This window comes from Embleya sp. NPDC020630 (assembly GCF_044334985.1).
GTDB lineage: Bacteria > Actinomycetota > Actinomycetes > Streptomycetales > Streptomycetaceae > Embleya.
In genome coordinates this window covers 893,280-914,344 of record NZ_JBIRUB010000002.1, presented here as the reverse complement: position 1 = coordinate 914,344, position 21,065 = coordinate 893,280, and the positions used below count along the sequence as shown (strand labels likewise).

Sequence of the window (21,065 nt, the reverse complement as noted above, 5' to 3'; positions counted from 1 at the left end):
GCAAGCTCGGACCGATACCGGCGATCCAACCAATCGGAGGTATGTCATGTCGGCGCTGAAGGGCAAGTCGGCCGTGGTCACGGGAGGCTCGCGCGGGATCGGGCGGGCGGTGGTGGAGCGGCCGGCCCGGGACGGCGCGGAGGTGCTGTTCGGCTACGTCCGAGACCAGGCCGCCGCCGAAGCGGTGGTCGCGGCGGTCGAGGCGGCGGGCGGGCGGGCCCGGGCGGTACGGGTCGACCTGGGCGAGCCGGGCGCGGCCGAGTCCTTCATGACCACGGCCGACGAGCACCTGGGCGGCCTCGACATCCTGGTCAACAACGCCGCGACGGGCACCGCCTCGACCCCGATCGCCGAGCTGACCGAACAGGACTTCGACCACGTCCTGTCCGTCAACACCAAGGCCCCCTTCCTGACCATCCGCTACGCGGCCCGCCACATGCGGGACGGCGGCCGCATCATCAACATCTCCACCCTCCACACCAACGGCGGCCTCGGCTGAAGATTCGACGCAACCTAAAGGAGCCGCCACCGGCGAAACACGGACGCCATGCCGCCCGCAGGGCGTTCCTGTTCACCCGATGCGCGCTCAACCACGACCCGGCCGTCCTCGGCCCACAACCGGTCCCCGGCGCACAGGAACAACGGCCGCTCCAGCTCGAACACCGAGCACCCGGGCTCGAAGTTCACCCGGTTCAGCAGCAACATCCTCGGGGCCGTCACACCTTCACCGGTCAACATCACGACCCCACCCTCTCGCATCCCCTGCGGCGCGCCGATCCCAAGAGGCAATCGTCCGGCGACCACCTCCATGGCCTGCGCGCCCATCCGGACCAGGTCCTGGGCCCGGCCGAGGTGCACGCATGGATGGAGCGGACCAGGGCCGGGCATTACGTCGAAAAGCGGGCGGGTACCACCGCCTGCACGGCCGTTCTGCGTATCCCCGGGAGGCGATTCCCATCAGCTTGACCCACGCCGAAATCGTGCGCGCCACCGAATCCCTGGCCATCGGACCCAGGCGTCACGATCTGCTGGACACGTACCTGCGCTGGACGAACGACCCCGTGGTCATGCGCGGCAACGGGCGCTTCGAGCCGGAGGAACGTGAAGTGCTCCGCGCCGCACTCGACGTCATGATTGCGGGGCCCAACGCTCACTTCACCGTGTACGACCGCCTTCGCACGGATCCTCACGGGGGGCCGCTTCCGATCGGCACCGCGACCTTGTCCATCGACCACCCCGTTGCCGCGGCCGAGTTCTTCATCACCCTGGGCGACGAGGGCCGCGGCCGAGGACTCGCGACCCCCGCCACCCGCCTGGTACTCGACTTCGCCTTCGAGGAAGCCGGTTTGGAGAACGTGTTCCTCGCGGTCTTGGAGCCGAACGTGGCGGCGATCCGGGCCTACACGCGAGCGGGATTCCAACGCATCGGCCACCGCCGCCGCAGTGCGCTGTGGGCCGGCAGTCGGGTGGACGAGGTCCTGATGGACGCCATCCCGATGTCGTTGGAAACGGCCTGAATGGCCGCCTGGGTCAAGCCGAGTCGCCCTGGGGAGGCAGTGCGGTCACGAGCGGGTGGTCCCGGCCGATGGGGCCCACCTTTGTGCTGCCGCCGGGGTCGCCGAGGGTGGTGAAGAACTCGGCGTTCACGTCGGTGAAGTGCTGCCACTCCTGCGGCATATCGTCTTCGGCGTAGATCGCTTCGACGGGGCACACCGGCTCGCAGGCGCCGCAGTCGGTGCACTCGTACGGCTGGATGTAGAGCATGCGCTCGCCCTCGTAGATGCAGTCGAGAGGGCATTCCTCTATGCATGCCTTGTCGGTGATGTCCACGCAGGGCAAAGCGATCACATACGTCATCGAACTGCGGTCCCTTCCAGGTCGTTCGTACCGTTGCGATGCGGCCGAACGTATGACCTCAAGTAATGTTGAGGTCAACAGGAGGCTGCCCATGACGAGCTACCGTTCCGGCAAGGTTCGACCCCGGCCGGACGACTGGCTGACCATCGGCGAGGTGAGTGCCCGGACCGGAGCGGCGGTCTCCGCTCTGCGGTTCTACGAGGAACTCGGTCTGATCGCATCCGAGCGCGACGATCGCAACCAGCGCCGCTACCCGCGCCACATGCTTCGCCGCGTCGCGTTGATCTCGGTCGCGAAACGGATCGGCATCCCGTTGCAGGACCTCCGGGAGGCGTTCGCCGATGTGCCGCTCGACCGGCCGCCCAGCCATCAGGAGTGGCAGCGCGCCTCGCGTGGTTGGAAGCGGCGGCTGGAGGAGCGTCGGCAGACCATCGAGCGGCTTGAGGCCGAACTGACCGGGTGCATCGGCTGTGGATGCCTGTCCATGAAGGCATGCGCGCTGCTCAACCCGGGCGACACGCTCGGCGGGGAGGGTGTCGGCCCCCGACGCGTATGAGCGGACCTGCGCGCTCCCGACGATGGGCCGTTCTAGACGAGGACTCGTTCGTGGGCCTGGGTGGCGGCGATGAGGCCGGCCAAGGAGGTGCGGGTTTCCGCGAGCGCGGAGATGCGGTTGTCCAGACCTTCGAGGTGTTGTTGGAGGGTCTCCAGCGTGCATTCGGCGATCGTGCCGTCTTGGCGGATGCACGGCTGTAGGTCGCGGATGACGCGGGTCGGCAGGCCGGCGTCCAGCAGCGCGCGAATGCGTCGGACCACGGCGGGAGCGCCGTCGCCGTAGCGGCGGTGGCCGCTGTCGAGGCGGTCGGGCTCCAGAAGGCCCTGCTCCTCGTAGTAGCGCAGCAGTCGGACCGGGGTGCCGGTAATGGCGGCGAGCTCACCGATCTTCATGTGCTGCTCCTCACATCCCCTTGAATCTCACATCGATGTGAGATCTTAGCGTGGAGTCATGACGAACACAGCTCGCCCCCTGGCCCTTTACGGATTCCTGCGCCCCAAGCCCGAGTACGCGGACGAAGTCCGGCGCGTCCTCTCCTCTTTGGTGGAACCCACCCGGCAGGAGCCCGGCAACCTGCAGTACCACCTCCACGAGCACGAGGACGGCCGCTTCTTCCTCTACGAGGTCTGGCGCTCCCAGGAAGACCTGGACCAGCACAACGCGCTGCCGTCGCTGCGCGCCTTCCTGGACAACCTGTCGACCTACCTGGAGGAGGCCCCGGAGGTCTACTTCGACACCATGCTCAGCCCGTACGCCGAGCCGAATCCGATCCCCGCCTGAGCCACACGCCGCACATGCAAGGCGCTCGACCGGAAACCCGGTCGAGCGCCTGCGTGCCTTCACGCCGACCGCGCGTCAGACCCCACGCAGCGTCGACACCAACGCCGACCAGGAACCCCGGGCAACAACGAGGTGACCAACGCTCGGGTCTTTCGAGTCCCGAACCGGCACAACCTCGAAGCCGGGGGCAACTTCCACGCAGGCACCTCCATCCCCGTTGCTGTGGCTCGACTTGCGCCACACCGCATCGCCGAGATGGGGAACTTGGATCATGACTGCTTCTCCTTGATGACCGCCGTAATCAGGGCTGCCGATTCACCCGGCGTCAGCGCTTCGGCGCTAACCCGATCGTAGGACCGCCGACGAGCCCGCACAGTATCCGGGTCTTCGAGAAGTTGCCCGTTGACGAGCCCTTCGAGATACGCGACCTGCCCACCGTCGGACAAGCCAAGCATGATCAGCGGGGCGCCCAGAGCGGCGTGTGCACCTCGGGCAAGCGGAGCAACCCGCAGGAGCATTCGCGACGTGTCCACGAGGGGCAACAGGGCTTCGAGTTGCGCACATAGAACGGCAGGACCGCCAACCGCCCGCCTGATGACTGTTTCGTCGAGCACGGCGGAAACGTAGGGCGGGTCGGAGCCGCGCAGCCGAGCCTGACGACTCATTCGAAGGTCCACCATGGACTCGATCGTGTCGGCCGTGGCGTCCGGGTTCACTGCTTCAAACAGCGCACGAGCGTACTCGGGGGTCTGCAACAGACCTGGAACCACGTACGGCGCGTACTCGGCGATCTCCCTTGCTCCGTCTTCGAGTCGCATGTAATCGCGATACCGGTTTGGCCACCGCTCATCCTTGATCATGTCCCAGAGAACGGCGAACATGCCGTGGGTTCCCATGAGTTCGTCCAACTTCGCGGGCAGCTCCGGCGGGATGGGGCTGCCGTTTTCGTAACGAGACCATGTCGACGTCGAATAGCCGTACGCCGCCGCCATGTCGGCCAGCGTCAGGCCCATCCGTTCGCGCTGCGCCCTCATAGCGAGTCCGAACCGGTGCAAACGTTTTTCGCCATCGGGAGCTGCCTCGAAGCGCACGGGGGTCACCCACCTTTCCCACAAAAAGTCGGGACGGGCGCTCACTCCAAAGTGGCGATGCGCCGCGCCACCATCGCAATACGCACAGTGAAGCGCGGACATCGTGAGGAGCGCAGTCGAATGCGAGACCTGGAACCAAACGAACGCTGCCCGAAGCGTGCCGCCGGCAGTGGCCGGATGTGGCTTGCGGTCTACCACGTCGACCAATCCGGAACCCACATGGTGAAGCCACCCGAGCTGTTCACCGGCGGACCCTCTACGTGGCCGTTCGGCGACGGATCCATGTCCACCAACCCGCCCTGCAAGTGCTCGCCGGATTGCCGCTACCCGGGTCCCGGCACGCCGCTGCGCGCGACCTCGTCACCACATCCGGGAAGGACACCGACAACGTGAGGAATTCTCTTGCCCGCGCGCTCACTTGGGTGCTGCGGCTCCTTGCTCCCGCGCCGCGCGTCCGGCGCGGGAGCTGGGCCGAGCGAAGCCCGCGACCGTTCGAGCCCGCCACACCGAAGCCAGCCGCCCGCTGCGGTGGGTGGCGGGACTTCGTGCCGCCGGGGCCTGTCGGTGACGAGCCGCCCGTGCAGGACTCGGCGACAGTCGTTCCGCCGTACCTGATGACGCCGGGCGAACTCGCCGCGCGGCGACGACGCTACGCCGACGCGGGCGCGGCCGAAGGACCGCCGCAGGCCGACGCCCGCACGCGGCCCGCCCACGACTGGGCCGTGGCCGCGCGCGCGGCGGGGGTGATGGCGTGAACCCGCAGGCAGGCCAACCGCGTTCAGGCCCGCCGGTGCACCACCCGCGCCGACGTCTGGTCCCGCGCCAGCACCGTCATCGCGTCGATGTTCACGTGCGGCGGCCGGGTCGCCACCCACCCCACGCACTCCGCGATGTCCTGGGCCACCAGCGGCGTCATCCCCGCGTACACCGCCGACGCGCCCTCGGCGTCCCCGCCGAGCCGGTTCAGCGTGAACTCGGTCTCGACCATGCCCGGGTCGATCTGGCACACCCGCACCGGCTGCCCGCGCAGTTCAAGGCGCAACACCCGCGTCATCGCCGTCACCGCGTGCTTGGCCGCGTTGTACCCGGCGCCGCCCTCGTACGGCTCCCGCCCCGCCACCGACCCGATCGTGATCACCTGACCGTCGCCGGAGGCGATCAGCAGCGGCAGGAACGCCTTCGTCACCCGCAGCGTCCCGAGCACATTCGTCTCGTACATCGCCGTCCACGCCGCCTCGTCGGCCTCCGCCACCGACTCCGTACCGCGCGCGAAGCCCGCGTTGTTGACCAGCACGTCGCAACGCTCCACCTCGGCGGCGAACGCGGCGACCGAGTCCGGATCGGCGACATCCAGCGGCAGCGCCCGGCCCCTTCCGGCGCAGCGCGCGACCACCTCCTCCAACCGGTCCTTGCGCCGCGCGCCCAGCACCACGTCGTAGCCCAGACTCGCCAGGTGCACGGCGGTCGCGGCGCCGATCCCACTGCTCGCGCCGGTCACCACCGCACAACCTCGGGGCGCGGAAGCGGGGTTCGCGGTCTCGTCCTGGCTCATCAGGGCATTCCTCTCGTCGACGCCGGCCTCCCCGCACCGTATGCCGGATCGCCCCGCCCCCACATCGCCGCCCTCCGGTTCAGCCGGAGGATCCGCCCTGCCCCGACCCCCACGGCCACCCCAACCGCCCCCGCCGCTGCGGCGGCGCGGCGGGCGCGACAGGCGCGACAGCCGGCGCGGAACCGGCCTGCCCCACCGGCAACGGCGGCAGCGCCTCGCGGTCCAACCACGCCTCGAACAACGCGTCCAGCGGCCGGGAGGCGTACCGCGCCGCGTGCGCGGTGAAGTCGTCGGTGGTCACCAGCCCGTGCCGGTGTGTCGTGGCCCAGTCCCGCAACATCGCGAAGAACGCCACATCGCCCAGCGCACACCGCACCGCGTGCACGGTCAGCGCGCCCCGCCCGTAGATCCGGTCGTCGAAGATCAGCTTCGGACGCGGCGACCCGAGCAGCAGGTCCTGCGGTCGCCCGCTCAGGTCGGTGTGCTCGATCGCGGCCTGCACGGCGGCGCTGCGCCCGCCCGAGCGCTCGGACCACAACCACTCCGCGTAGCGCGCGAAGCCCTCGTTCAGCCAGATGTGCCGCCAGTCGGCCAGGCCCACGCTGTTCCCGAACCACTGGTGCGCCAACTCGTGCGCGACCAGCCGTTCGGCCCCGCGCGCCCCGTCCACGTGATTGGCCCCGAAGGTGGCCATCCCCTGCGCCTCTATCGGGATGTCCAGGTCGTCGTCGGTGACCACCACGGTGTACTCGCCGAACGGGTACGGCCCGAACAGCTCCTCGAACAGCGTCATCATCTGCGGCTGCCGGCCGAAGTCCGACCGGAACCGGGACACCAGCCGCGCCGGCACGTGCGCGACCTGCGGCACGCCCGTCCCCGGCAGCGGAACGCTCTCGTAACGCCCGATCGAGACGGTGACCAGGTAGCTCGCGGTGGGCGCGGGCTGCTCGTAGACCCAGGTGGAGTTGCCGCCCCGGGTGCTGCGGGTGAGCAGCCGGCCGCCGACCACCACGGCGTACATCGACGGCGCGGTGACCGAGATCTGATACGCCGCCTTGTCGTCGACCCGGTCGTTGCACGGGTACCAGGACGGCGCGCCGATCGGCTGGCCGGCCACGAGCGAGCCGTCGGTCAGCTCCTCCCAGCCGACCCCGCCCCAGGGGCTGCGTACGGGCTTGGGATTGCCGACGTAGTGCACCTCGACGGTGAACGCCGCCCGGGCCCGGATCGCCGTGCCCGGCCGCACCCGCAACTTGCCCGCGCGGTGCGTGTAGCGCGCCTGGTGACCGTCCACGAGCACCCGACCGATGCGGAACTCGGCCAGGTCGAGCACGATGTCGCCGAGCGGACGATCCCCGGCCACCGCGCCGATCCGGGCGCTGCCTGCCAGGCGGTTGGGGCCCGGGCGGTAGTCCAGGGTCAGCTCGTAGCGGTGGACGCGATAGCGCGGGTCGCCGTGTGTGGCGAAGTACGCCTCGCCGGCACCCGTGCGCGGCCCCTGGTCGCTCACCGATTCGTGCTCCGTCCCCGTCGCGCCCACCGTCGCGGGACGAGCCGCGCCCTGCGACGCCGTCTCGAAACGCATTACCGTCGCCAGGCCTCGATCGGGTTGCCCAGCCAGCCGGTGTCCTCCGGAACGGTCTCGCCCCGCATCACCAGCGAGGCGGGGCCCAGCGTGCTGCGTGCCCCGATCGTGCTGCCGGGCAGTACGATCCCGCGCGGGCCGAGCGTGGCGCCCTCGCGAAGGATCACAGTATCCATGCGCATGATCCGGTCGTGGAAGAGATGCGTCTGGAGTACGCAGCCGCGTCCCACGCTCACCGCGTCCTCCAGGGTGACCAGGTCCGCCTCGGGCAGCCAGTAGCTCTCGCACCACACGCCGCGCCCGATGTGCGCACCCAGGCCGCGCAGCCACAGGTTGAGCACCGACGTCCCGGAGACCCGGCCGACCAGCCACGGCACGGCCAGCACCTCGACGAAGGTGTCGGCCAGCTCGTTGCGCCACACGAAGCCGCTCCACAGCGGGTGCTCGACCGGGCGGAAACGCCCGACCAGGAGCCACTTGGCCGCGATCGACACCACACACGCCGCCACTCCGCAGGCGAGCAGGACCAGGCCGGAGAGCAGCGCGGCCAGGACGAGCGAGTACGTGCCCAGCCAGGCCAGCGCGGCGAGGCTGAGCAGCGCCAGCGCCGCCGAGCACAACACCGGGATCGCCCGGCACAGCTCGACCAGGCCGCGCGCCCAGCGCAGCCGGGCCGGCGGGTCGTAGGTCAGGCCCTGGTCGGCGACGTCGGCCGAGCGCGGCAGGCGCATCGGCGGCATGCCCAGGTACGAGCCGCCCTTCTTGGTCTTCTTCGGCGTCGCCGACAACACGCCGACCAGGCCGCGCGCGGGCACCGAGCGGCCGGGGGCGGTCATCCCGGAGTTGCCCAGGAAGGCCCGCTCGCCGATCGTCGCCGCGCCGATCCGGATCCACCCGCCGCCGAGTTCGTACGAGGCGATGAGCGTGTCGTCGGCCAGGAACGCCCCGTCGCCGACGGTTGTCAGGCTCGGCAGCGCCAGCACGGTGGACGCCTCGACGCCCTTGCCCACCTTCATCCCGAGCGCCCGCAACCACATCGGCGTGAACAGGCTCGCGTAGATCGGGAACAACTTCTCCCGGGCCAGGTCCATCAACTGCATGACGGTCCACGCCTGCCAGCCGATCCGGCCGTGCAGCGGGTGGTAGCCGGGACGCAGGCCCACGCTGAGCAGCCGGACCAGGAGCACGATCGAAAGGGCGTACACCGCGGCGAACGCGGCCACCGCCGGCACCAGCGCGAGCAGCGCGCCGCCGAGCGCCGTACCGAGCCCGTCGCCGGGGTGCACGAACGCGCCGAGCACGGCCAGCGCGGGCAGCGCGGCCACGACCGGGAGCAGCGTCGGCAGCAGCCCGGCCACCCCGTACAGCACCGACCAGGAGGCCCGACGCGGCGGCCGGTCGCCGAACCGGCCCCGGTCCACCTTGCCCAGCCGTATCGCCGGCACCCCGCCCCAGCGCCGGCTCGGCGGCACGTTGCCGGTGACGGCGGAGCCCGCCGCCACCTCCGCCGAACGGCCGATCCGCGCGCCGGGGAAGAGCGTGCTGCGGGTGCCCACGATCGCGCCGGCGCCTACCTTGATCGCGCCGATCTCCAAGCGGTCGCCGTCCAGCCAGTGGCCGGACAGGTCCACCTCGGCCTCCACCGCGCAGCCCCGGCCGAGCTTGAGCAGGCCGGTGACCGGCGGCAGCGTGTGCAGGTCGACGTCGCGACCGACCTTGGCGCCGAGCGCGCGGGCGTAGCGCAGCAGCCAGGCCCCGGACAGCGAGGTCGCCCCGCTCGCGTCGGCCAGCTGCTCGGCCGCCCACAGGCGCAGGTGCACCCCGCCGCCGCGCGGATACGTCCCCGGGCGCAGCCCGCGCAGCAGCAGTCGGGCGCCGCCGGCGGAGACGGCGACCCGGCCGGGCGGGCTGAACAGCACGGCCCAGCCGGCCGCGACCCACCACCAGGACGCGGTGGGCGCCCACGGGTAGTGGCCGAACCAGGCGGCGGCGTTGCCGAGCGCGAGCAGGCCGACCGTCCAGCGCAGGCCGATCAGCGTGTACAGCGGGACGAGCAGGAGCAGCTGGGCCACTCGGGCCCGGGTCGGCGTGGGCGCCACCTTGCGGCTCGCGCCCGCGTCCTGGGCCGAGCGCTCCAGCCGGCGGGCGAGTTTGCGCAGTGTGGGCTGCTGGTAGATGTCCGCGACGGCGGCGGCCGGATATCGCTCGCGCAGCAGCGTGGTGAGCCGGGCGGCGGCCAGGCTGTTCCCGCCGATCGCGAAGAAGTCGTCCTGCGCGGTGTCGGGGGCGATGCCGAGTACGTCGGTCCACTGCTCGGCGAGCCAGGCCTCGGTGCCGTACAGCTGTTCGATGGGGCCGCTGTCCTCGGTGTCGGCGAGCGGCCACGGCAGCGCGTCGCGGTCCACCTTGCCGGAGGTGCGGGTGGGCAGGTCGGCGACCGGGGCGAGGCGGGGTACGAGGGCGGCGGGAAGTTCGGCGCGCAGCCGGGCCACCGCGTCCTCGCGGTCCCAGCCGTCGCCGGTGACCAGGTAGCCGACCAGGAGCTGGTTGCCGCCCTTGACGGTGCGGACGGCCGCGGCGGCGCCCACCACGCCGGGCAGCGCCTGAAGGGCCGCGTCGATCTCGCCCAGTTCGATGCGTCGGCCGCCGAGCTTGATCTGCTCGTCGCCGCGGCCGACGAAGACCAGGCCCTCGGCGTCGGCGCGGACCACGTCGCCGCTGCGGTAGGCGCGCGCCCAGCCCATCGATTCCAGCGGGGCGTACTTCTCCGCGTCCTTGGCCGGGTCGAGGTAGCGGGCCAGGCCGACGCCGCCGATCACCAGCTCGCCGGTCTCGCCCATCGCGACGGGGCGGCCCTCGGCGTCGACCACGGCCAGCTCCCAGCCGTCGAGGGGCAGGCCGATGCGGACCGGGCCCTCGCCGGTGAGCGGCGCGCCGCAGGCGACCACGGTGGCCTCGGTCGGGCCGTACGTGTTCCACACCTCGCGGCCCTCGGCGACCACCCGCTCGACCAGCTCCGGCGGGCATGCCTCGCCGCCGAAGATCAGCAGGCGTACATCGAGCAGCGCCTCGGTCGGCCACAGCGCGGCGAGGGTGGGCACGGTGGAGACCACGGTGATCTCCTGCTCGGCCAGCCAGGGTCCGAGGTCGGCGCCGGAACGTACGCGCGAGCGGGGCACGGTGACCAGGCAGGCGCCGTAGCGCCAGGCCAGCCACATCTCCTCGCAGGAGGCGTCGAAGGCGACGGACAGGCCCGCCATGACCCGGTCGCCGGGGCCGATCGGCTCGTCCTGGAGGAAGAGGCCGGCCTCGGCGTCGACGAAGGCGGCGGCGTTGCGGTGGGTGACGGCGACGCCCTTGGGCTTGCCGGTGGAGCCGGAGGTGAAGATGATCCAGGCGTCGTCGGCGGGGGTGGGGCGGGCGGGCGGGCGCGGGTCACTCACGTCGCGCGGGTCACCCACGTGAGTGACGCGCAGGTCGCGTTCGGCGCCCAGCACGGCGGCCACGCCGGCCTCGCCGAACACCAGGTCGGCGCGCTCGTCGGGGTCCTCGGCGTCGACCGGGACATAGGCGGCGCCGACGGCGAGCACGGCGAGGATGCAGACGTACAGGTCGTTGCTGCCGGAGGGCACCCGGACGCCGACCCGGTCGCCGACCCCGATCCCGGCCTCGGCGAGCCGCCGGCGCAGGCCCTCCACCTCGGCGGCCAGGGCGCGGTACGTGAGCGTACGGCGGCCGTCGTCGAGGGCGGGTTCGTTGGGGTGGGCACGGACGGTGGCGTCCAGGATGTCCACGAGCGTGCGGGGGGTCGACGCGGGCCGTCCGGAGTAGACGGCGGGGGTCGACGTGGGCGCGGTACCGAACGGATCGTCGGTGGCGCGCAGCGGTAGCGCTATGGCCATGAGGTCCTCATCCCTGGTCCCCGTCAAGGCCTGCGATCGGCTCCCGGGGAGGTGTCGCGGGCCCGGCCCCTGGCCGACCGGGTCGCTTCTCGAGCGTGGCAACCCGACCGACACTAACCCCGTTCACCTCGAAGCCACGACTCCTGACGCGATCAACTACCGCTGAAACAAAGGCTTCTGACGCACCGTCACATCTCACTTGACGCCCCATCAGATCCCAATGTCCCCTGGAGCCAAGACTCTTGACGCCCCGTCAGCCCACAACCCGACTTACACACCACCCGGCACTCCTGTGACCCACGCAACACCGTATGCCCGCCCCGACCGCCCCGCCCACCGGGCTCGGCCGGACGGATGACACCCCCAAGCGGCCGGACAGGGGACTGTCGCCACCCGACCGCGCACCGTGGGCGGCGCGGACCACGAGGGGACGGAAGGCCGCGTGTACCGGTGCGACGTGGCCACGTGGAGTCGGACCGGGCCGAACCGGGACCGGCGGAGTCGGACCGGGACCGGACCGGCCCGGGATCGAGCCGGACTCGGGTCGGGTCGGGATCGGGCAGAACCGGAGCGGGATGGGGTCGGGCCGGCCGGGGTCGCGCCGCACCAAACCCGGGTCGAGACGGACCGGAACCAGGTCCGACCGCATCGGACGCGCCGAGGTCGAGTGCGGTCGACCCGGACCGGCCCGCGCGGGGGACCGGACCGACCCGGATCGGCCCGCCCCCACCGCGCCGCCCCACACCGCCCCGAGGGGTCGGCGGCTCAGTCACCCGTGCGCCCCGCCCCCAACGGCATCCCGGCCAACCGCGCCGGCTCCGCGATCACCTCGATGTCGGTGATCCGCCCGTCCGCGAAGCTCAGCCGCAGTACCGCGAACAGTCGCCCACCCGGCGCGATCACGATGCCGGGCCGCCCGTCCACGAGCGCGACCGCGCCCAACCGGGCCCGGTGGGCGAACATCCGCGTCTCCTCGGCCACCGCCCGCGCACCCCGCACCTCGCCGGCCACCCCGCTCGGCACCGCGAACGGGTCGACGCGGCGCACCACGTCCGGCGCGAGCAGCTCGACCAGCGTGTCCAGATCGCCGCCGCGCGAGGCGGCCAGGAACGCGTCCACCACGGTGTAGTGCCGGGCCAGGTCGACCTCGTCGAGCGCGGCCCGCCCGCGTACCCGCTCGCGCGCCCGGCTGGCCAGCTTCTTGCTCGGCACCGGCGTACGTCCCACCACCGGCGCGATCTCGGCGAACGGCACGGCGAACATGTCGTGCAGGACGAACGCGACCCGCTCGGCGGGGGTCAGCCGGCCGAGTACGACCAGCATGGCCAGACCCACGGACTCGGCCAGCACCGCCTCGTGTTCGGGTTCGGGCCCGCCCGGCCGTTCCAGGACCGCCTCCGGCGCCGCCGCCAGCGGTTCCTCGCCCCGGGTCCGACGGATCCGCAACATGTCGAGACACACCCGCGCGGTGACCGTGGTCAGCCACCCGCCCAGGTTCTCGACGCCGTCGATCCCCGCCCGGTCGACCCGCAACCAGGCCGCCTGCACGGCGTCGTCGGCGTCGTCCAGCGAGCCGAGCATGCGATAGGCGACCGTGCGCAGGTGCTCACGATGCGCCTCGAAGCGCTCGGCCAGGGCCTCGCTTGCGTTCATGGTCACCTTTCCCATCAGGCATCAGTCAGAGAGGAGACGAGCCGCTACCGAGCACGATGCCGATCGATGGAGAAGACGACAGCCGACTTTACCGCCGACCCATCGGCCCCTCGCGGCACCCTGGCGGCGCGCAGCACGGCACGGCCCGAGCCCGAAAACCCGAGATCCCGCCCCCCACGCCGGGCCTCCCCGGCACGCTCCCGCGCGCCCCGACACCGGCCCGGTCCAGGCCCGACACCACCCCGACATCCCGATGCCCCGCCCCGACACCCCAGGAGCCCCCGTGAAGTTCTTCCGTCTCGACGCCGCCATCCGCGTCGAAGGCTCGATCAGCCGATCCCTCGCCGACCTCGCCGAGGCCGAGTGGACCCGGGCGTTCCCGGACGCCGAGTTCGTCCGGCGCGACCTGGGTCGTCATCCCCTGCCCCCGGTCTGGCCGATCGCCGAGGCGAGCCGGACCACGCCGGAGCACACCCGTACCCGGGAACAACGCGCGGCGACCGCGCTCGGCACGGAGCTGGCCGACGAGTTCCTGTCCGCCGACGCCTTCCTCCTCGCCGTGCCGATGTACAACTTCGGCGTCCCCCAGCAGGTCAAGACCTGGATCGACCTGATCATCACCGACGACCGCGCCGCCGACGTCAGCCGCCCGATCGTGCCCGGCCGCCCGGCCCTGCTCGTCCAGGCCCGGGGCGGCGGCTACGCTCCCGGCACCCCGCGTGCCGGCTGGGACCACGCCACGCCGTACCTGAACCGCATCCTCGGCGACGTCTGGGGGCTGGAGGTGGTCGCCGCCACGGCCGAACTCACCGCCGCCGACGTCAATCCCGCCCTGGCGGACCTGCGTCCGCTCGCCCGCCGGTGCCTCGTCGACGCCCGAGCCGACACGATCCGCCATGCCCGCGACGTCGCGGACCGGCTGCTCGCCACCTCCAACTCCCGTACGTCCGAACCGATCACGGCCTGACCGACCCGTCGCCGAGGGGGCGGGACGGCACCCGCCACCGCCCCCTCGGCGCACCCAGCGAACCCAACGGACCGTCATGCGGCCACTCCGACCGCGATTTTCGCGTCCGCGAACATATTGGGTACAGATCGAGTACACCCCCGATACGCGCCCGCATCGGCCATCCGGCCCGTCGGGCACCGGCAACAATCAGCCATCGCGGCCGGATTCGCCGTTATGTGCGAGCCGGAATGCCTTCGATCTGTGCTGGATATGCTCAGTGGCGACCCGAACCCCTGCCCGAGCACCACGTTTTCCCACGTCGAGGTTCGGCACGTCGTGTACGGAGATCCACCCCCTCCGATCTCCGCCGGCCCCGTTCGACCACCACCACGGCTCGACGGGACAGGACAGGGCGTCAAGCGCACCGGAGGCACCACCTTCACCCCAAGGAGGAACCACCAGATGTCGCACTTACCCCGTTGTGAAGGAACCGCGAGATGACGGCCGCGCCGCGACCCGAGGAGCCGACGGGCGCCGAACCCCCGGCCTCCCGGCCGATCGGCTCGTGCCACCGGGAGTTGGGGCTGACCCTGTACCGCCTGCGCCTGGAGCGCGGACTCTCCCTCCGAGCCCTCGCCCGGTCTCTCGGATACAGCTCGCACAGTGCGTTCGCCGACTTCGAGAAGGCCCGGCGCATGCCCGGCGAACCGCTCCTGCTCGCCTACGAGCGCCTGTTCGAGCTTCCGCAGGGACTCCTTCTCGAACTACACGCACGGGCGTTGGCCGAACGCGCGGCCCGGTTGACCGCGATCCGGGAAAGCACCGTCCTGGGCGGCACGGAAACCCTCGGCACACCCACGCTCGACACCTCGGCCCGCTCCCCGGCGCCCCCCGCCGCACCACCCCGCCCCCCAGGCACCGATCCGGCCGGCAAGCCCGAGCGGGAGGTTACGCGCGTCAACCGGAGCAAACGAGCCGAACCCCCGGCCCCGCTCGATCGGAAGAGCCGTCTCACCGGATTCGCCCGCAGACCCAGAGCCACCAGCGGCCTCGCCGGCCTGGGCGCGGCCGTCGCACATTTCCTCAGCCGCCGCACCGACGCCGGATCCGGTACCCGAAGCATCGCAAAACGCTGATCCTCCACCATCACCACACGCACGCACATCGCAAGGGCCGCCGCCCTCCGCCCCGGCGAGGCCGTCCCCACGCGATGACACAAACGCCACCAACACCACCCGCACAGGGCGCGGCCCGGCACTCCCGCCGGGCCGCGCCCTCGCCACGAACTCCCCCGCTTGCGCGTCGCGTTGCAATCCACGGAGCCACACGCACCGGTCACTCAACCCGACGCCACCACCTCCTCCTCCCGACCCGCCCGCGCGTGCGACCGCGCGCCCGCCTCGCGCCGATCGAACAGGCCCAACAGCGGAACCGTCATGACCGTGGTGATCAGGGCGACCAGGACCAACGCGGCGAACAGTTCGTCACCGACGATGCCCGCCGCAAGCCCGATGTTGAGCGCGATCAACTGCATCAGCCCCCGGGCGTTCATCAGCACACCGACCCGGACGGCCACCGGCCGAGGCTCCCCGCGCAGCCGTGCGGCGGCCCAGCAGCCACCGAACTTGCCGACCACCGCGACGACCACCGCCGTCGCCCCGAACACCATCACCGACGGGTCGGCGAACACGTCGAATCGGGTGTTCAGTCCGGAGTAGGTGAAGAACATCGGTACGAACACCACCTGGGTCACGGACTGGGTGGACCGCACCAGCCGCTCCGAGTTCTCTCCGCGCGGCATGGCCATCCCGACGCAGAACGCGCCGAACACCGCGTAGAGGTCGATCACGTCGGTGAACCACGCGGCGCAGAACAGCACCACGACGACGAGCAGGAGCCGGGTGTCGTCGCCGAGACCCGGACGCTCCACGATCCACCGGAGCAGCAGGCGTCCCAACAGGAACAGCACCACGACGAACAGCAGGGAGCCGCCGATCGTCTTGACGACCGGTCGCACCTCGCCGGATGCCCCGCCCAGCACCCCCGCCAGCATGATCCAGGCGAGGGCGTCGTCGGTGGCCCCGGAGGCCAGCGCGAGGGAGCCGAACCGCGTGCCGGACAGGCCGCGTTCGGTGATGATCCGGGCCAGCATCGGAAACGCGGTGATCGCCAGGGCGACCCCGACGAAGGCCGCCGTGACCCAGACCGACACCCCGTCGACGAAGATGCCCACGTGCCCGTACGCCGCCAGGGTCAGCCCCATGCCCAGGACCAGCGGGATCACCACCCCGGCGGCGGAGACCGCGACCGCGGTGCCGGCCAGTCCGCGCCCGGCGTGCGCCCGGAATTCGTACCCGGTGGCGAACATCAACGCCACCAGGCCGATTTGGCCGGCCACGTACAACACCGGCTTCAGCTCGGGCGGGAACACCTCTGCGGAGGCGCCGGGGGCGACCAGCCCGAACAGTGAGGGGCCGAGCAGCACCCCGGCGATCATCTCTCCGACCACGGGCGGCTGCCCGAATCGGCCCACCACGAGGACGACCAGCCGACACGTCAGCAGGATCACCACGACGGCCAGGAAGAACACGGGCGCGAGTTCCGACGGAGTCATCGCCTCGCCCCCCTCATCGGCCGGCGGGAACGGAAGGCGCGGGACCGGCGGACGCGGGACCGGCGGGCGAGGCGCCGAAGTAGGCGCGGCACAAACCCCGTCGGCGGGCGTCATGGACCATGTAGGCACCGAGCACGAGTTGGGTGAGGCTGCGCGGGACGGCGGCCCATCGGTCCGTGAGGCGCATCACCGCGAGCCGGACCCGGGGCCGGCGCGGGTTCGCGGCGGCCGGATCGGTGCGCGGAACGAGCAGGCATGGCCCTCGGTTGGGCAGGGAACGGGTGTGCTGCGCCGAGGAGTCGAGCCGAAAGCGGCGCAGCGTCTCCTCGGCCGCGACCCGCAGGGTGAGCAGGGCGAAGCCGCGGGCCGGGCACGGGCGGTTGGCGGTGACGCCGAACGGGATGTACTCGACGGGCCGGGTATCCGGGCGCAGCCACCGATCGGGGTCGAAGGCGAGGCCCTGGGAGCCCTGATACTCGGGATAGTTGAACAGCAGTACCGAACCGGTCGGGATGGGCTCGCGTCCCTCCCGGGAGATCTCTCCCGAGGTGATCCGGTGGGCCACGCCGAAGAGCGGGAAGTGCAGCAGCGTCTCGTCGATGATCCGGTCCAGGTGGTCCGGGTCCGAGCCGGGCGCCTGGAGGCGGGTCTGCACGTCGGGGTGTGTGGCCAGGGCCAGCAGCAGGTGGGCCGACGCCTCCGACATCTGCACCACGGCGGTGTTGAAGAACGTGCCCTGGAGGTAGTACGCCTGCTCCCGCCGGTCCAGCGATTCCGGCAGCGGCCCGGGCGGCGGGTCGTCGGCGAGCCGGGCCCGCAGGTGGTCGGTGAGCCGGGCCCGCCGGTCCATGTGCCGAAGGCCCAGGCACTTGATCGAGTCGACCACGTCGTTCGCGTGGTCGGTGATCAGGTTTCGGACGTGGCGCGGGCAGGGCTCGCGGAAGACCACCTCGTAGTAGACCTCGGCCCAGACGGGCATCATCAGGTCCCGCAGGCGCACGTGCACAATCCTTGCGGCGCGCGGGTGTTCGCGTGGCCCGCCGGGCGTCGGATCGACACCGCCCAGTTCGTCGAGGACATTGCGCGTGCAGCGGCCGACCAGTTCGGTCCACTGCTCCCGGGAGATGCCCGCCAGGATCCGTCGGGTGGTCCTGGCCACGTCGTCGTAGCGGGGCCCGGGTTCCAGGTGTTCCTGGTGCACCTCCGGGCCTGGGGCCAGCCAGTACCAGAACAGGTCGGACAGGGCGGCGCCACGACTGCGGCCATCCGCCGCCGGGTGCCCGTACACCCGCTTGAACTCCTCGGCGGACACCTCGGGTCCGGGCGCGCGCACACCGTCCGCACCGCCCGCCCGGGCGAAGATGCGGACGCGCAGCGCGACCACGATCCCGGGCAACCAGTAGGGCAGCACCGCCACCGCGAGCACGACCGCACCGACAATCGACCAACCGACCGCGCTCATGCGACCACCCCGCCGAATCGGGTGTCCGCCCCCGGCGTCACGGTGGGACCGGGCGCGGATCCCCACCCCGGCACCCGGACCAGGTCGGGCGTCAGATCGGCGAGGCCGGAGGCGCCGCACAGGGCCAGCGCGTCGTCGAGTTCGTCCCGCATCAGGTGCAGCAGCCGTCGTACGCCCTTCTCGCCGCCCTCGGCCAGCGCCCACATCACCGGTCGGCCGATGCCCACGGCGACCGCGCCGAGCGCCAGCGCCTTGACCACGTCGGTGCCCCTTCGGATCCCGCCGTCCAGCACGATCGGGATGCGCCCCGCCACCGCCGCGACCAACTCGGGCAGCAGCTCCAACGTCGGTGGCACGGTGTCGAGTTGCCGACCGCCGTGGTTGGACAGCAGCAGTCCGTCGACACCGTGCCGAACGGCGAGCCGAGCGTCCTCGGGATGCAGCACACCCTTGAGCAGGACCGGCAGATCGGTGAACCGCCGTAATCGATTCACGTGTTCCCAGGAGAACTCCGGGGACATCGCGATCTGCCGTACGTGCCCGCGCTCGCCGTCCCGCAGATCCACCAGGTTCTCGCAGCGCATCCCCGGCGGCAGGTCGTGGAAGCCGTTGCGCCGGTTGCGTTCGCCCGCGCCGAGCACCGGCGAGTCGACGGTGACCACGAGGGCGGTACAGCCGGCCTCCTCGGCCCGGCGTACCAGCGCCTCGGTGATCCCCGGGTCGGGTTGGAGGTAGAGCTGGAACCACAGCGGCGGCGCCTGGCCGGGCTCGGCGGCGGCGCGGGCCGCGTCGGCGACCTCGCCCACCGCCACCGTGGACGCCATGGAGACGATCATGATCGCCCCGGCGGCGGCCGCGGCCCGGGCGGTGGCCGCCTCTCCCTCCGGATCGACCAGCTTGTGGAAGGCGGTCGGCGAGAGCAGGATCGGCAGGCGCGCGCGACCGCCGAACAGGCTTACGCACAGGTCCCGTTCGCCGCTGCCGCGCAGCACCCGGGGCAGCAGTTGCAGTCGGGCGAAGGCCGCCTCGTTGGCCCGTACGGTGATCTCGTCGCGTGCTCCACCCGCGATGAAGTCGGCGTATACGGGATCCAGTCGGGCGCGCGCGGCCTCCTCGAAGTCGTATACGGTGAACCGCACCCCGCTCACCGCCCGGCCGGGCTCGGCCGCCGGTCCAGTTCGCGGGCCAGGAAGGCCACGAGTGGGGCGTGGTGGACCTGCGGATGGTCCCACTCGTTCTCCAGGTTCTCCGTCATGTTGTGCGTGGCCGACAACTCACCGTCGCGGAAGTGCCGGATCACCGGGTGCAGATAGGCGGCGTCGATGGAACCGTCCACCGAGTTCTGCGCGGTGCGGCGCACGGTGATGTCGAACGGGTCGACCTTGTCGTGGTCGGGCCCGTACTCGAGGGTGATGGTGAAGTAGTCGCCGCCGTCGGGCGATCGGCTCTCGTGCGCGTAGTCGACCGGCACCTCCTCGCGGTAGTGCGCCCGCCCGTCGTGGTCGACCACGATCAGGTCCCCGATCACGCCGAACTGCTGCCACAGCGCCGAGCTGCGATTGACCCGGGCCACCACGGCATCCGCGAGCGCCACGGGCGTGGCCGGCAACGTCCGCTGCGGCCAGGGTCGTTGGTGGTACCGCTCGTCGAGGATGCGGCTCAGCGCACGGACGGCGTAGCGGAAGCCGTGGATGAAGCCTCCGGTGGACTTCTTGAAGTCGCGCTGCTGCATCAGGGTGCCGGCGAAGTACAGGCCGGGCACGTTCACCGACTGGTAGGCCGGGGACAGGGCGGCGAACCGGTCGTCGATGACGAGTTCGGGGCGGCAGTCCGGGTCGAAGATCGAGGCGTCGAAGCGGAAGCCCGTACAGACCAGCACCCGGTCGTAGTGGAGTTCCTTGACCACCTCGTCGGCACGCGAGAACGCGAACCGCACCCGGTAGCGCCCCGCGTCGCCGCCCTTGTCCACGGACAACACGCGGCCGTCCAACACGGCGTTGCGCAGCTTGAGTTGGTAGGTGTCGAGGAAGTTGGCGTTGATAGCGCGCAGGTGTCCGACGAAGTGGGTGTTCCAGGCGAGCCGGATGGAGTGCGGCCCGGCCACGTGGATCACCGCCGCGGTCTCCAGGAGGTTGTCCGCGGTCTCCAGCGCGGAGTTGCCCTTGCCGAGGATCAGAACCCGTTGGTCGACGAAGTCCTCCGGGTCCACGGACACCGTCGAGTAGTCGTCGGCGGTCTCGATGCCAGGGATATTCGGGGTGTTGGGCCGGGTCAGTCCGGTGGCCACGATCAGACGCCGGGCGTCGTGTCGCGTCCCCCGTTGGTCGGTCACGGTGAACCCGCCGTCGGTGCGGCGCCCGATCCGCTCGACCCGGGTGTCGTAGGCGATGTCCAGGTCGAATGCGGCGGCGAAGTCGGCCAGATAGCGCACGAGATCGTCGGCGTGCGGGAAGTAGCGCTTGCTGTACCGGGTGAACAACAGCTCGGGATCCGGGGACAGGAGTGAATTCCAGTCCATCCGCATGTTCAGTTCGGGATCGTCGGTGCCGTTGTACACCTTGTTGATGGAGATCAGTTTGCGGTGCCGCGGGAAGGTGCGGAAGAAGGTGCCGGGAGTGCGGCCACTCTCCAGGACCCGGTACCCGTGTCCGGCGGCCTGGAGTAACTGCGCGATCTGGAGCCCGGCGGGGCCGGCGCCGATCACCAGGTAGTCGAGGAGGTCGGGGGACGTGGCGGAGGCGGGGGGCGTGCCCGATATGGAGGTCATCGAACTCTCCTTGCGCTCCGGGCGAGGACGGGCCCGGAGACCGGTGGGGACGGATGGTGACGGATTTTGACAAATAGGGACGGAGTTCCGGGAAGTGTGCGGGGGCGTGCGGGCGCGGCGGGGTACAGGGGCTGCGCGGGCGCGGGTGCGGTGCCGACCGGGCGGGGCGGGTCGGGGGCCGACGGGGCGGGGCGGCGCTGAACGGTCCGGCCGCGGCCGAGAATCGCGGCGTGACGTCGAGTCCCTTGAAGACTCAACAAACACGGTAGTAACGAGGGTCACGCCGGGCAACCACAC

The 21,065-nt window shown here is 71.5% G+C and carries 20 protein-coding genes; 7 read left to right on the top strand and 13 right to left on the bottom strand.

Features of this window, described 5'->3' with window-relative positions:
- The first annotated feature begins 46 nt into the window (after positions 1 to 46).
- Positions 47 to 499 carry an SDR family NAD(P)-dependent oxidoreductase gene (locus ACH4XV_RS10190; RefSeq protein WP_395788216.1) on the top strand — a complete coding sequence of 151 codons (453 nt, stop codon included), beginning with the start codon at positions 47 to 49 and terminating at the stop codon, positions 497 to 499.
- Between the two features lie 14 nt (positions 500 to 513).
- On the opposite strand, the gene ACH4XV_RS10185 is transcribed toward ACH4XV_RS10190, so the two are convergent.
- Positions 514 to 825 (bottom strand): hypothetical protein, encoded by a 312-nt coding sequence (locus ACH4XV_RS10185; protein ID WP_395788214.1) that lies wholly within the window; start codon positions 823 to 825, stop codon positions 514 to 516.
- Between the two features lie 137 nt (positions 826 to 962).
- Here ACH4XV_RS10185 and ACH4XV_RS10180 point away from each other — a divergent pair, with 137 nt between their 5' ends.
- The gene (locus ACH4XV_RS10180) at positions 963 to 1,517 is read left to right on the top strand and encodes a GNAT family N-acetyltransferase (protein WP_395788213.1); all 555 of its coding nucleotides are present in this window, start codon (positions 963 to 965) and stop codon (positions 1,515 to 1,517) included.
- Positions 1,518 to 1,530: 13 nt separating this feature from the next.
- Here ACH4XV_RS10180 and fdxA read toward each other — a convergent pair whose 3' ends face one another.
- Positions 1,531 to 1,857 (bottom strand): ferredoxin, encoded by a 327-nt coding sequence (fdxA, locus tag ACH4XV_RS10175; RefSeq protein WP_395788211.1) that lies wholly within the window; start codon positions 1,855 to 1,857, stop codon positions 1,531 to 1,533.
- A gap of 91 nt (positions 1,858 to 1,948) precedes the next feature.
- Between fdxA and soxR the strand changes: the two genes are divergently transcribed.
- Positions 1,949 to 2,413, top strand: a complete 465-nt coding sequence (soxR, locus tag ACH4XV_RS10170) for a redox-sensitive transcriptional activator SoxR (RefSeq protein WP_380036188.1) — start codon at positions 1,949 to 1,951, stop codon at positions 2,411 to 2,413.
- A gap of 32 nt (positions 2,414 to 2,445) precedes the next feature.
- Here soxR and ACH4XV_RS10165 read toward each other — a convergent pair whose 3' ends face one another.
- Positions 2,446 to 2,805, bottom strand: coding sequence for a MerR family transcriptional regulator (locus tag ACH4XV_RS10165; RefSeq protein ID WP_395788209.1), 360 nt, complete (start codon positions 2,803 to 2,805; stop codon positions 2,446 to 2,448).
- A gap of 58 nt (positions 2,806 to 2,863) precedes the next feature.
- Here ACH4XV_RS10165 and ACH4XV_RS10160 point away from each other — a divergent pair, with 58 nt between their 5' ends.
- Positions 2,864 to 3,193 (top strand): putative quinol monooxygenase, encoded by a 330-nt coding sequence (locus ACH4XV_RS10160; protein WP_395788207.1) that lies wholly within the window; start codon positions 2,864 to 2,866, stop codon positions 3,191 to 3,193.
- 75 nt (positions 3,194 to 3,268) lie between these two features.
- Here the strand turns inward: ACH4XV_RS10160 and ACH4XV_RS10155 are convergent, their stop codons facing one another.
- The gene (locus ACH4XV_RS10155) at positions 3,269 to 3,466 is read right to left on the bottom strand and encodes a DUF397 domain-containing protein (protein ID WP_395788205.1); all 198 of its coding nucleotides are present in this window, start codon (positions 3,464 to 3,466) and stop codon (positions 3,269 to 3,271) included.
- A complete protein-coding gene (locus ACH4XV_RS10150; protein WP_395788203.1) occupies positions 3,463 to 4,284 on the bottom strand; it encodes a helix-turn-helix domain-containing protein in 822 nt (273 codons plus the stop codon). The genes ACH4XV_RS10155 and ACH4XV_RS10150 overlap by 4 nt, the downstream gene beginning before the upstream one ends.
- 578 nt (positions 4,285 to 4,862) lie before the next feature.
- Here ACH4XV_RS10150 and ACH4XV_RS10145 point away from each other — a divergent pair.
- Positions 4,863 to 5,039, top strand: a complete 177-nt coding sequence (locus tag ACH4XV_RS10145) for a hypothetical protein (protein ID WP_395788201.1) — start codon at positions 4,863 to 4,865, stop codon at positions 5,037 to 5,039.
- 23 nt (positions 5,040 to 5,062) lie between these two features.
- On the opposite strand, the gene ACH4XV_RS10140 is transcribed toward ACH4XV_RS10145, so the two are convergent.
- The 4 genes from ACH4XV_RS10140 to ACH4XV_RS10125 form a co-directional block, all read right to left on the bottom strand.
- Entirely contained in the window at positions 5,063 to 5,836 is a 774-nt protein-coding gene (locus ACH4XV_RS10140) for an SDR family NAD(P)-dependent oxidoreductase (RefSeq protein WP_379995687.1), read from the bottom strand.
- Between the two features lie 79 nt (positions 5,837 to 5,915).
- Complete coding sequence (locus tag ACH4XV_RS10135; protein ID WP_395788199.1) at positions 5,916 to 7,421, bottom strand: M1 family metallopeptidase; 1,506 nt, start codon at positions 7,419 to 7,421, stop codon at positions 5,916 to 5,918.
- Positions 7,421 to 11,323, bottom strand: a complete 3,903-nt coding sequence (locus tag ACH4XV_RS10130; RefSeq protein ID WP_395788197.1) for a Pls/PosA family non-ribosomal peptide synthetase — start codon at positions 11,321 to 11,323, stop codon at positions 7,421 to 7,423. The genes ACH4XV_RS10135 and ACH4XV_RS10130 overlap by 1 nt, the downstream gene beginning before the upstream one ends.
- Before the next feature lie 765 nt (positions 11,324 to 12,088).
- Complete coding sequence (locus ACH4XV_RS10125) at positions 12,089 to 12,976, bottom strand: sigma-70 family RNA polymerase sigma factor (RefSeq protein ID WP_395788195.1); 888 nt, start codon at positions 12,974 to 12,976, stop codon at positions 12,089 to 12,091.
- A 283-nt stretch (positions 12,977 to 13,259) separates the two neighbouring features.
- On the opposite strand from ACH4XV_RS10125, the gene ACH4XV_RS10120 reads away from it, so the two are divergent.
- Together ACH4XV_RS10120 and ACH4XV_RS10115 are read left to right on the top strand one after the other, a co-directional pair.
- On the top strand, positions 13,260 to 13,943 hold the full coding sequence (locus tag ACH4XV_RS10120) for an FMN-dependent NADH-azoreductase (protein WP_395788193.1): 684 nt from the start codon (positions 13,260 to 13,262) through the stop codon (positions 13,941 to 13,943).
- A gap of 479 nt (positions 13,944 to 14,422) precedes the next feature.
- Positions 14,423 to 15,061 carry a helix-turn-helix domain-containing protein gene (locus ACH4XV_RS10115; protein WP_395788191.1) on the top strand — a complete coding sequence of 213 codons (639 nt, stop codon included), beginning with the start codon at positions 14,423 to 14,425 and terminating at the stop codon, positions 15,059 to 15,061.
- 203 nt (positions 15,062 to 15,264) lie between these two features.
- Here the strand turns inward: ACH4XV_RS10115 and ACH4XV_RS10110 are convergent, their stop codons facing one another.
- The 4 genes from ACH4XV_RS10110 to ACH4XV_RS10095 are packed head-to-tail and all read right to left on the bottom strand — an operon-like array spanning position 15,265 to position 20,768.
- A complete protein-coding gene (locus tag ACH4XV_RS10110; protein WP_395788189.1) occupies positions 15,265 to 16,539 on the bottom strand; it encodes a cation:proton antiporter in 1,275 nt (424 codons plus the stop codon).
- Between the two features lie 13 nt (positions 16,540 to 16,552).
- Complete coding sequence (locus ACH4XV_RS10105) at positions 16,553 to 18,001, bottom strand: cytochrome P450 (protein ID WP_395788187.1); 1,449 nt, start codon at positions 17,999 to 18,001, stop codon at positions 16,553 to 16,555.
- Entirely contained in the window at positions 17,998 to 19,140 is a 1,143-nt protein-coding gene (locus ACH4XV_RS10100) for an alpha-hydroxy acid oxidase (protein ID WP_395788185.1), read from the bottom strand. Before ACH4XV_RS10100 ends, ACH4XV_RS10105 begins: the two co-directional genes overlap by 4 nt.
- A gap of 5 nt (positions 19,141 to 19,145) precedes the next feature.
- The gene (locus tag ACH4XV_RS10095; protein ID WP_395788183.1) at positions 19,146 to 20,768 is read right to left on the bottom strand and encodes an NAD(P)-binding domain-containing protein; all 1,623 of its coding nucleotides are present in this window, start codon (positions 20,766 to 20,768) and stop codon (positions 19,146 to 19,148) included.
- Positions 20,769 to 21,065 lie beyond the last annotated feature (297 nt).

Bases quoted from the DNA above. Each gene is read 5' to 3' on its own strand.
- ACH4XV_RS10190 (WP_395788216.1), top strand. From the start codon at position 47: ATGTCGGCGCTGAAGGGCAAGTCGGCCGTGGTCACGGGAGGCTCGCGC.
- ACH4XV_RS10185 (WP_395788214.1), bottom strand. From the start codon at position 825: ATGGGCGCGCAGGCCATGGAGGTGGTCGCCGGACGATTGCCTCTTGGG.
- fdxA (WP_395788211.1), bottom strand. From the start codon at position 1,857: ATGACGTATGTGATCGCTTTGCCCTGCGTGGACATCACCGACAAGGCA.
- soxR (WP_380036188.1), top strand. From the start codon at position 1,949: ATGACGAGCTACCGTTCCGGCAAGGTTCGACCCCGGCCGGACGACTGG.
- ACH4XV_RS10165 (WP_395788209.1), bottom strand. From the start codon at position 2,805: ATGAAGATCGGTGAGCTCGCCGCCATTACCGGCACCCCGGTCCGACTG.
- ACH4XV_RS10160 (WP_395788207.1), top strand. From the start codon at position 2,864: ATGACGAACACAGCTCGCCCCCTGGCCCTTTACGGATTCCTGCGCCCC.
- ACH4XV_RS10155 (WP_395788205.1), bottom strand. From the start codon at position 3,466: ATGATCCAAGTTCCCCATCTCGGCGATGCGGTGTGGCGCAAGTCGAGC.
- ACH4XV_RS10140 (WP_379995687.1), bottom strand. From the start codon at position 5,836: ATGAGCCAGGACGAGACCGCGAACCCCGCTTCCGCGCCCCGAGGTTGT.
- ACH4XV_RS10135 (WP_395788199.1), bottom strand. From the start codon at position 7,421: ATGCGTTTCGAGACGGCGTCGCAGGGCGCGGCTCGTCCCGCGACGGTG.
- ACH4XV_RS10130 (WP_395788197.1), bottom strand. From the start codon at position 11,323: ATGGCCATAGCGCTACCGCTGCGCGCCACCGACGATCCGTTCGGTACC.
- ACH4XV_RS10125 (WP_395788195.1), bottom strand. From the start codon at position 12,976: ATGAACGCAAGCGAGGCCCTGGCCGAGCGCTTCGAGGCGCATCGTGAG.
- ACH4XV_RS10115 (WP_395788191.1), top strand. From the start codon at position 14,423: ATGACGGCCGCGCCGCGACCCGAGGAGCCGACGGGCGCCGAACCCCCG.
- ACH4XV_RS10110 (WP_395788189.1), bottom strand. From the start codon at position 16,539: ATGACTCCGTCGGAACTCGCGCCCGTGTTCTTCCTGGCCGTCGTGGTG.
- ACH4XV_RS10105 (WP_395788187.1), bottom strand. From the start codon at position 18,001: ATGAGCGCGGTCGGTTGGTCGATTGTCGGTGCGGTCGTGCTCGCGGTG.
- ACH4XV_RS10095 (WP_395788183.1), bottom strand. From the start codon at position 20,768: ATGACCTCCATATCGGGCACGCCCCCCGCCTCCGCCACGTCCCCCGAC.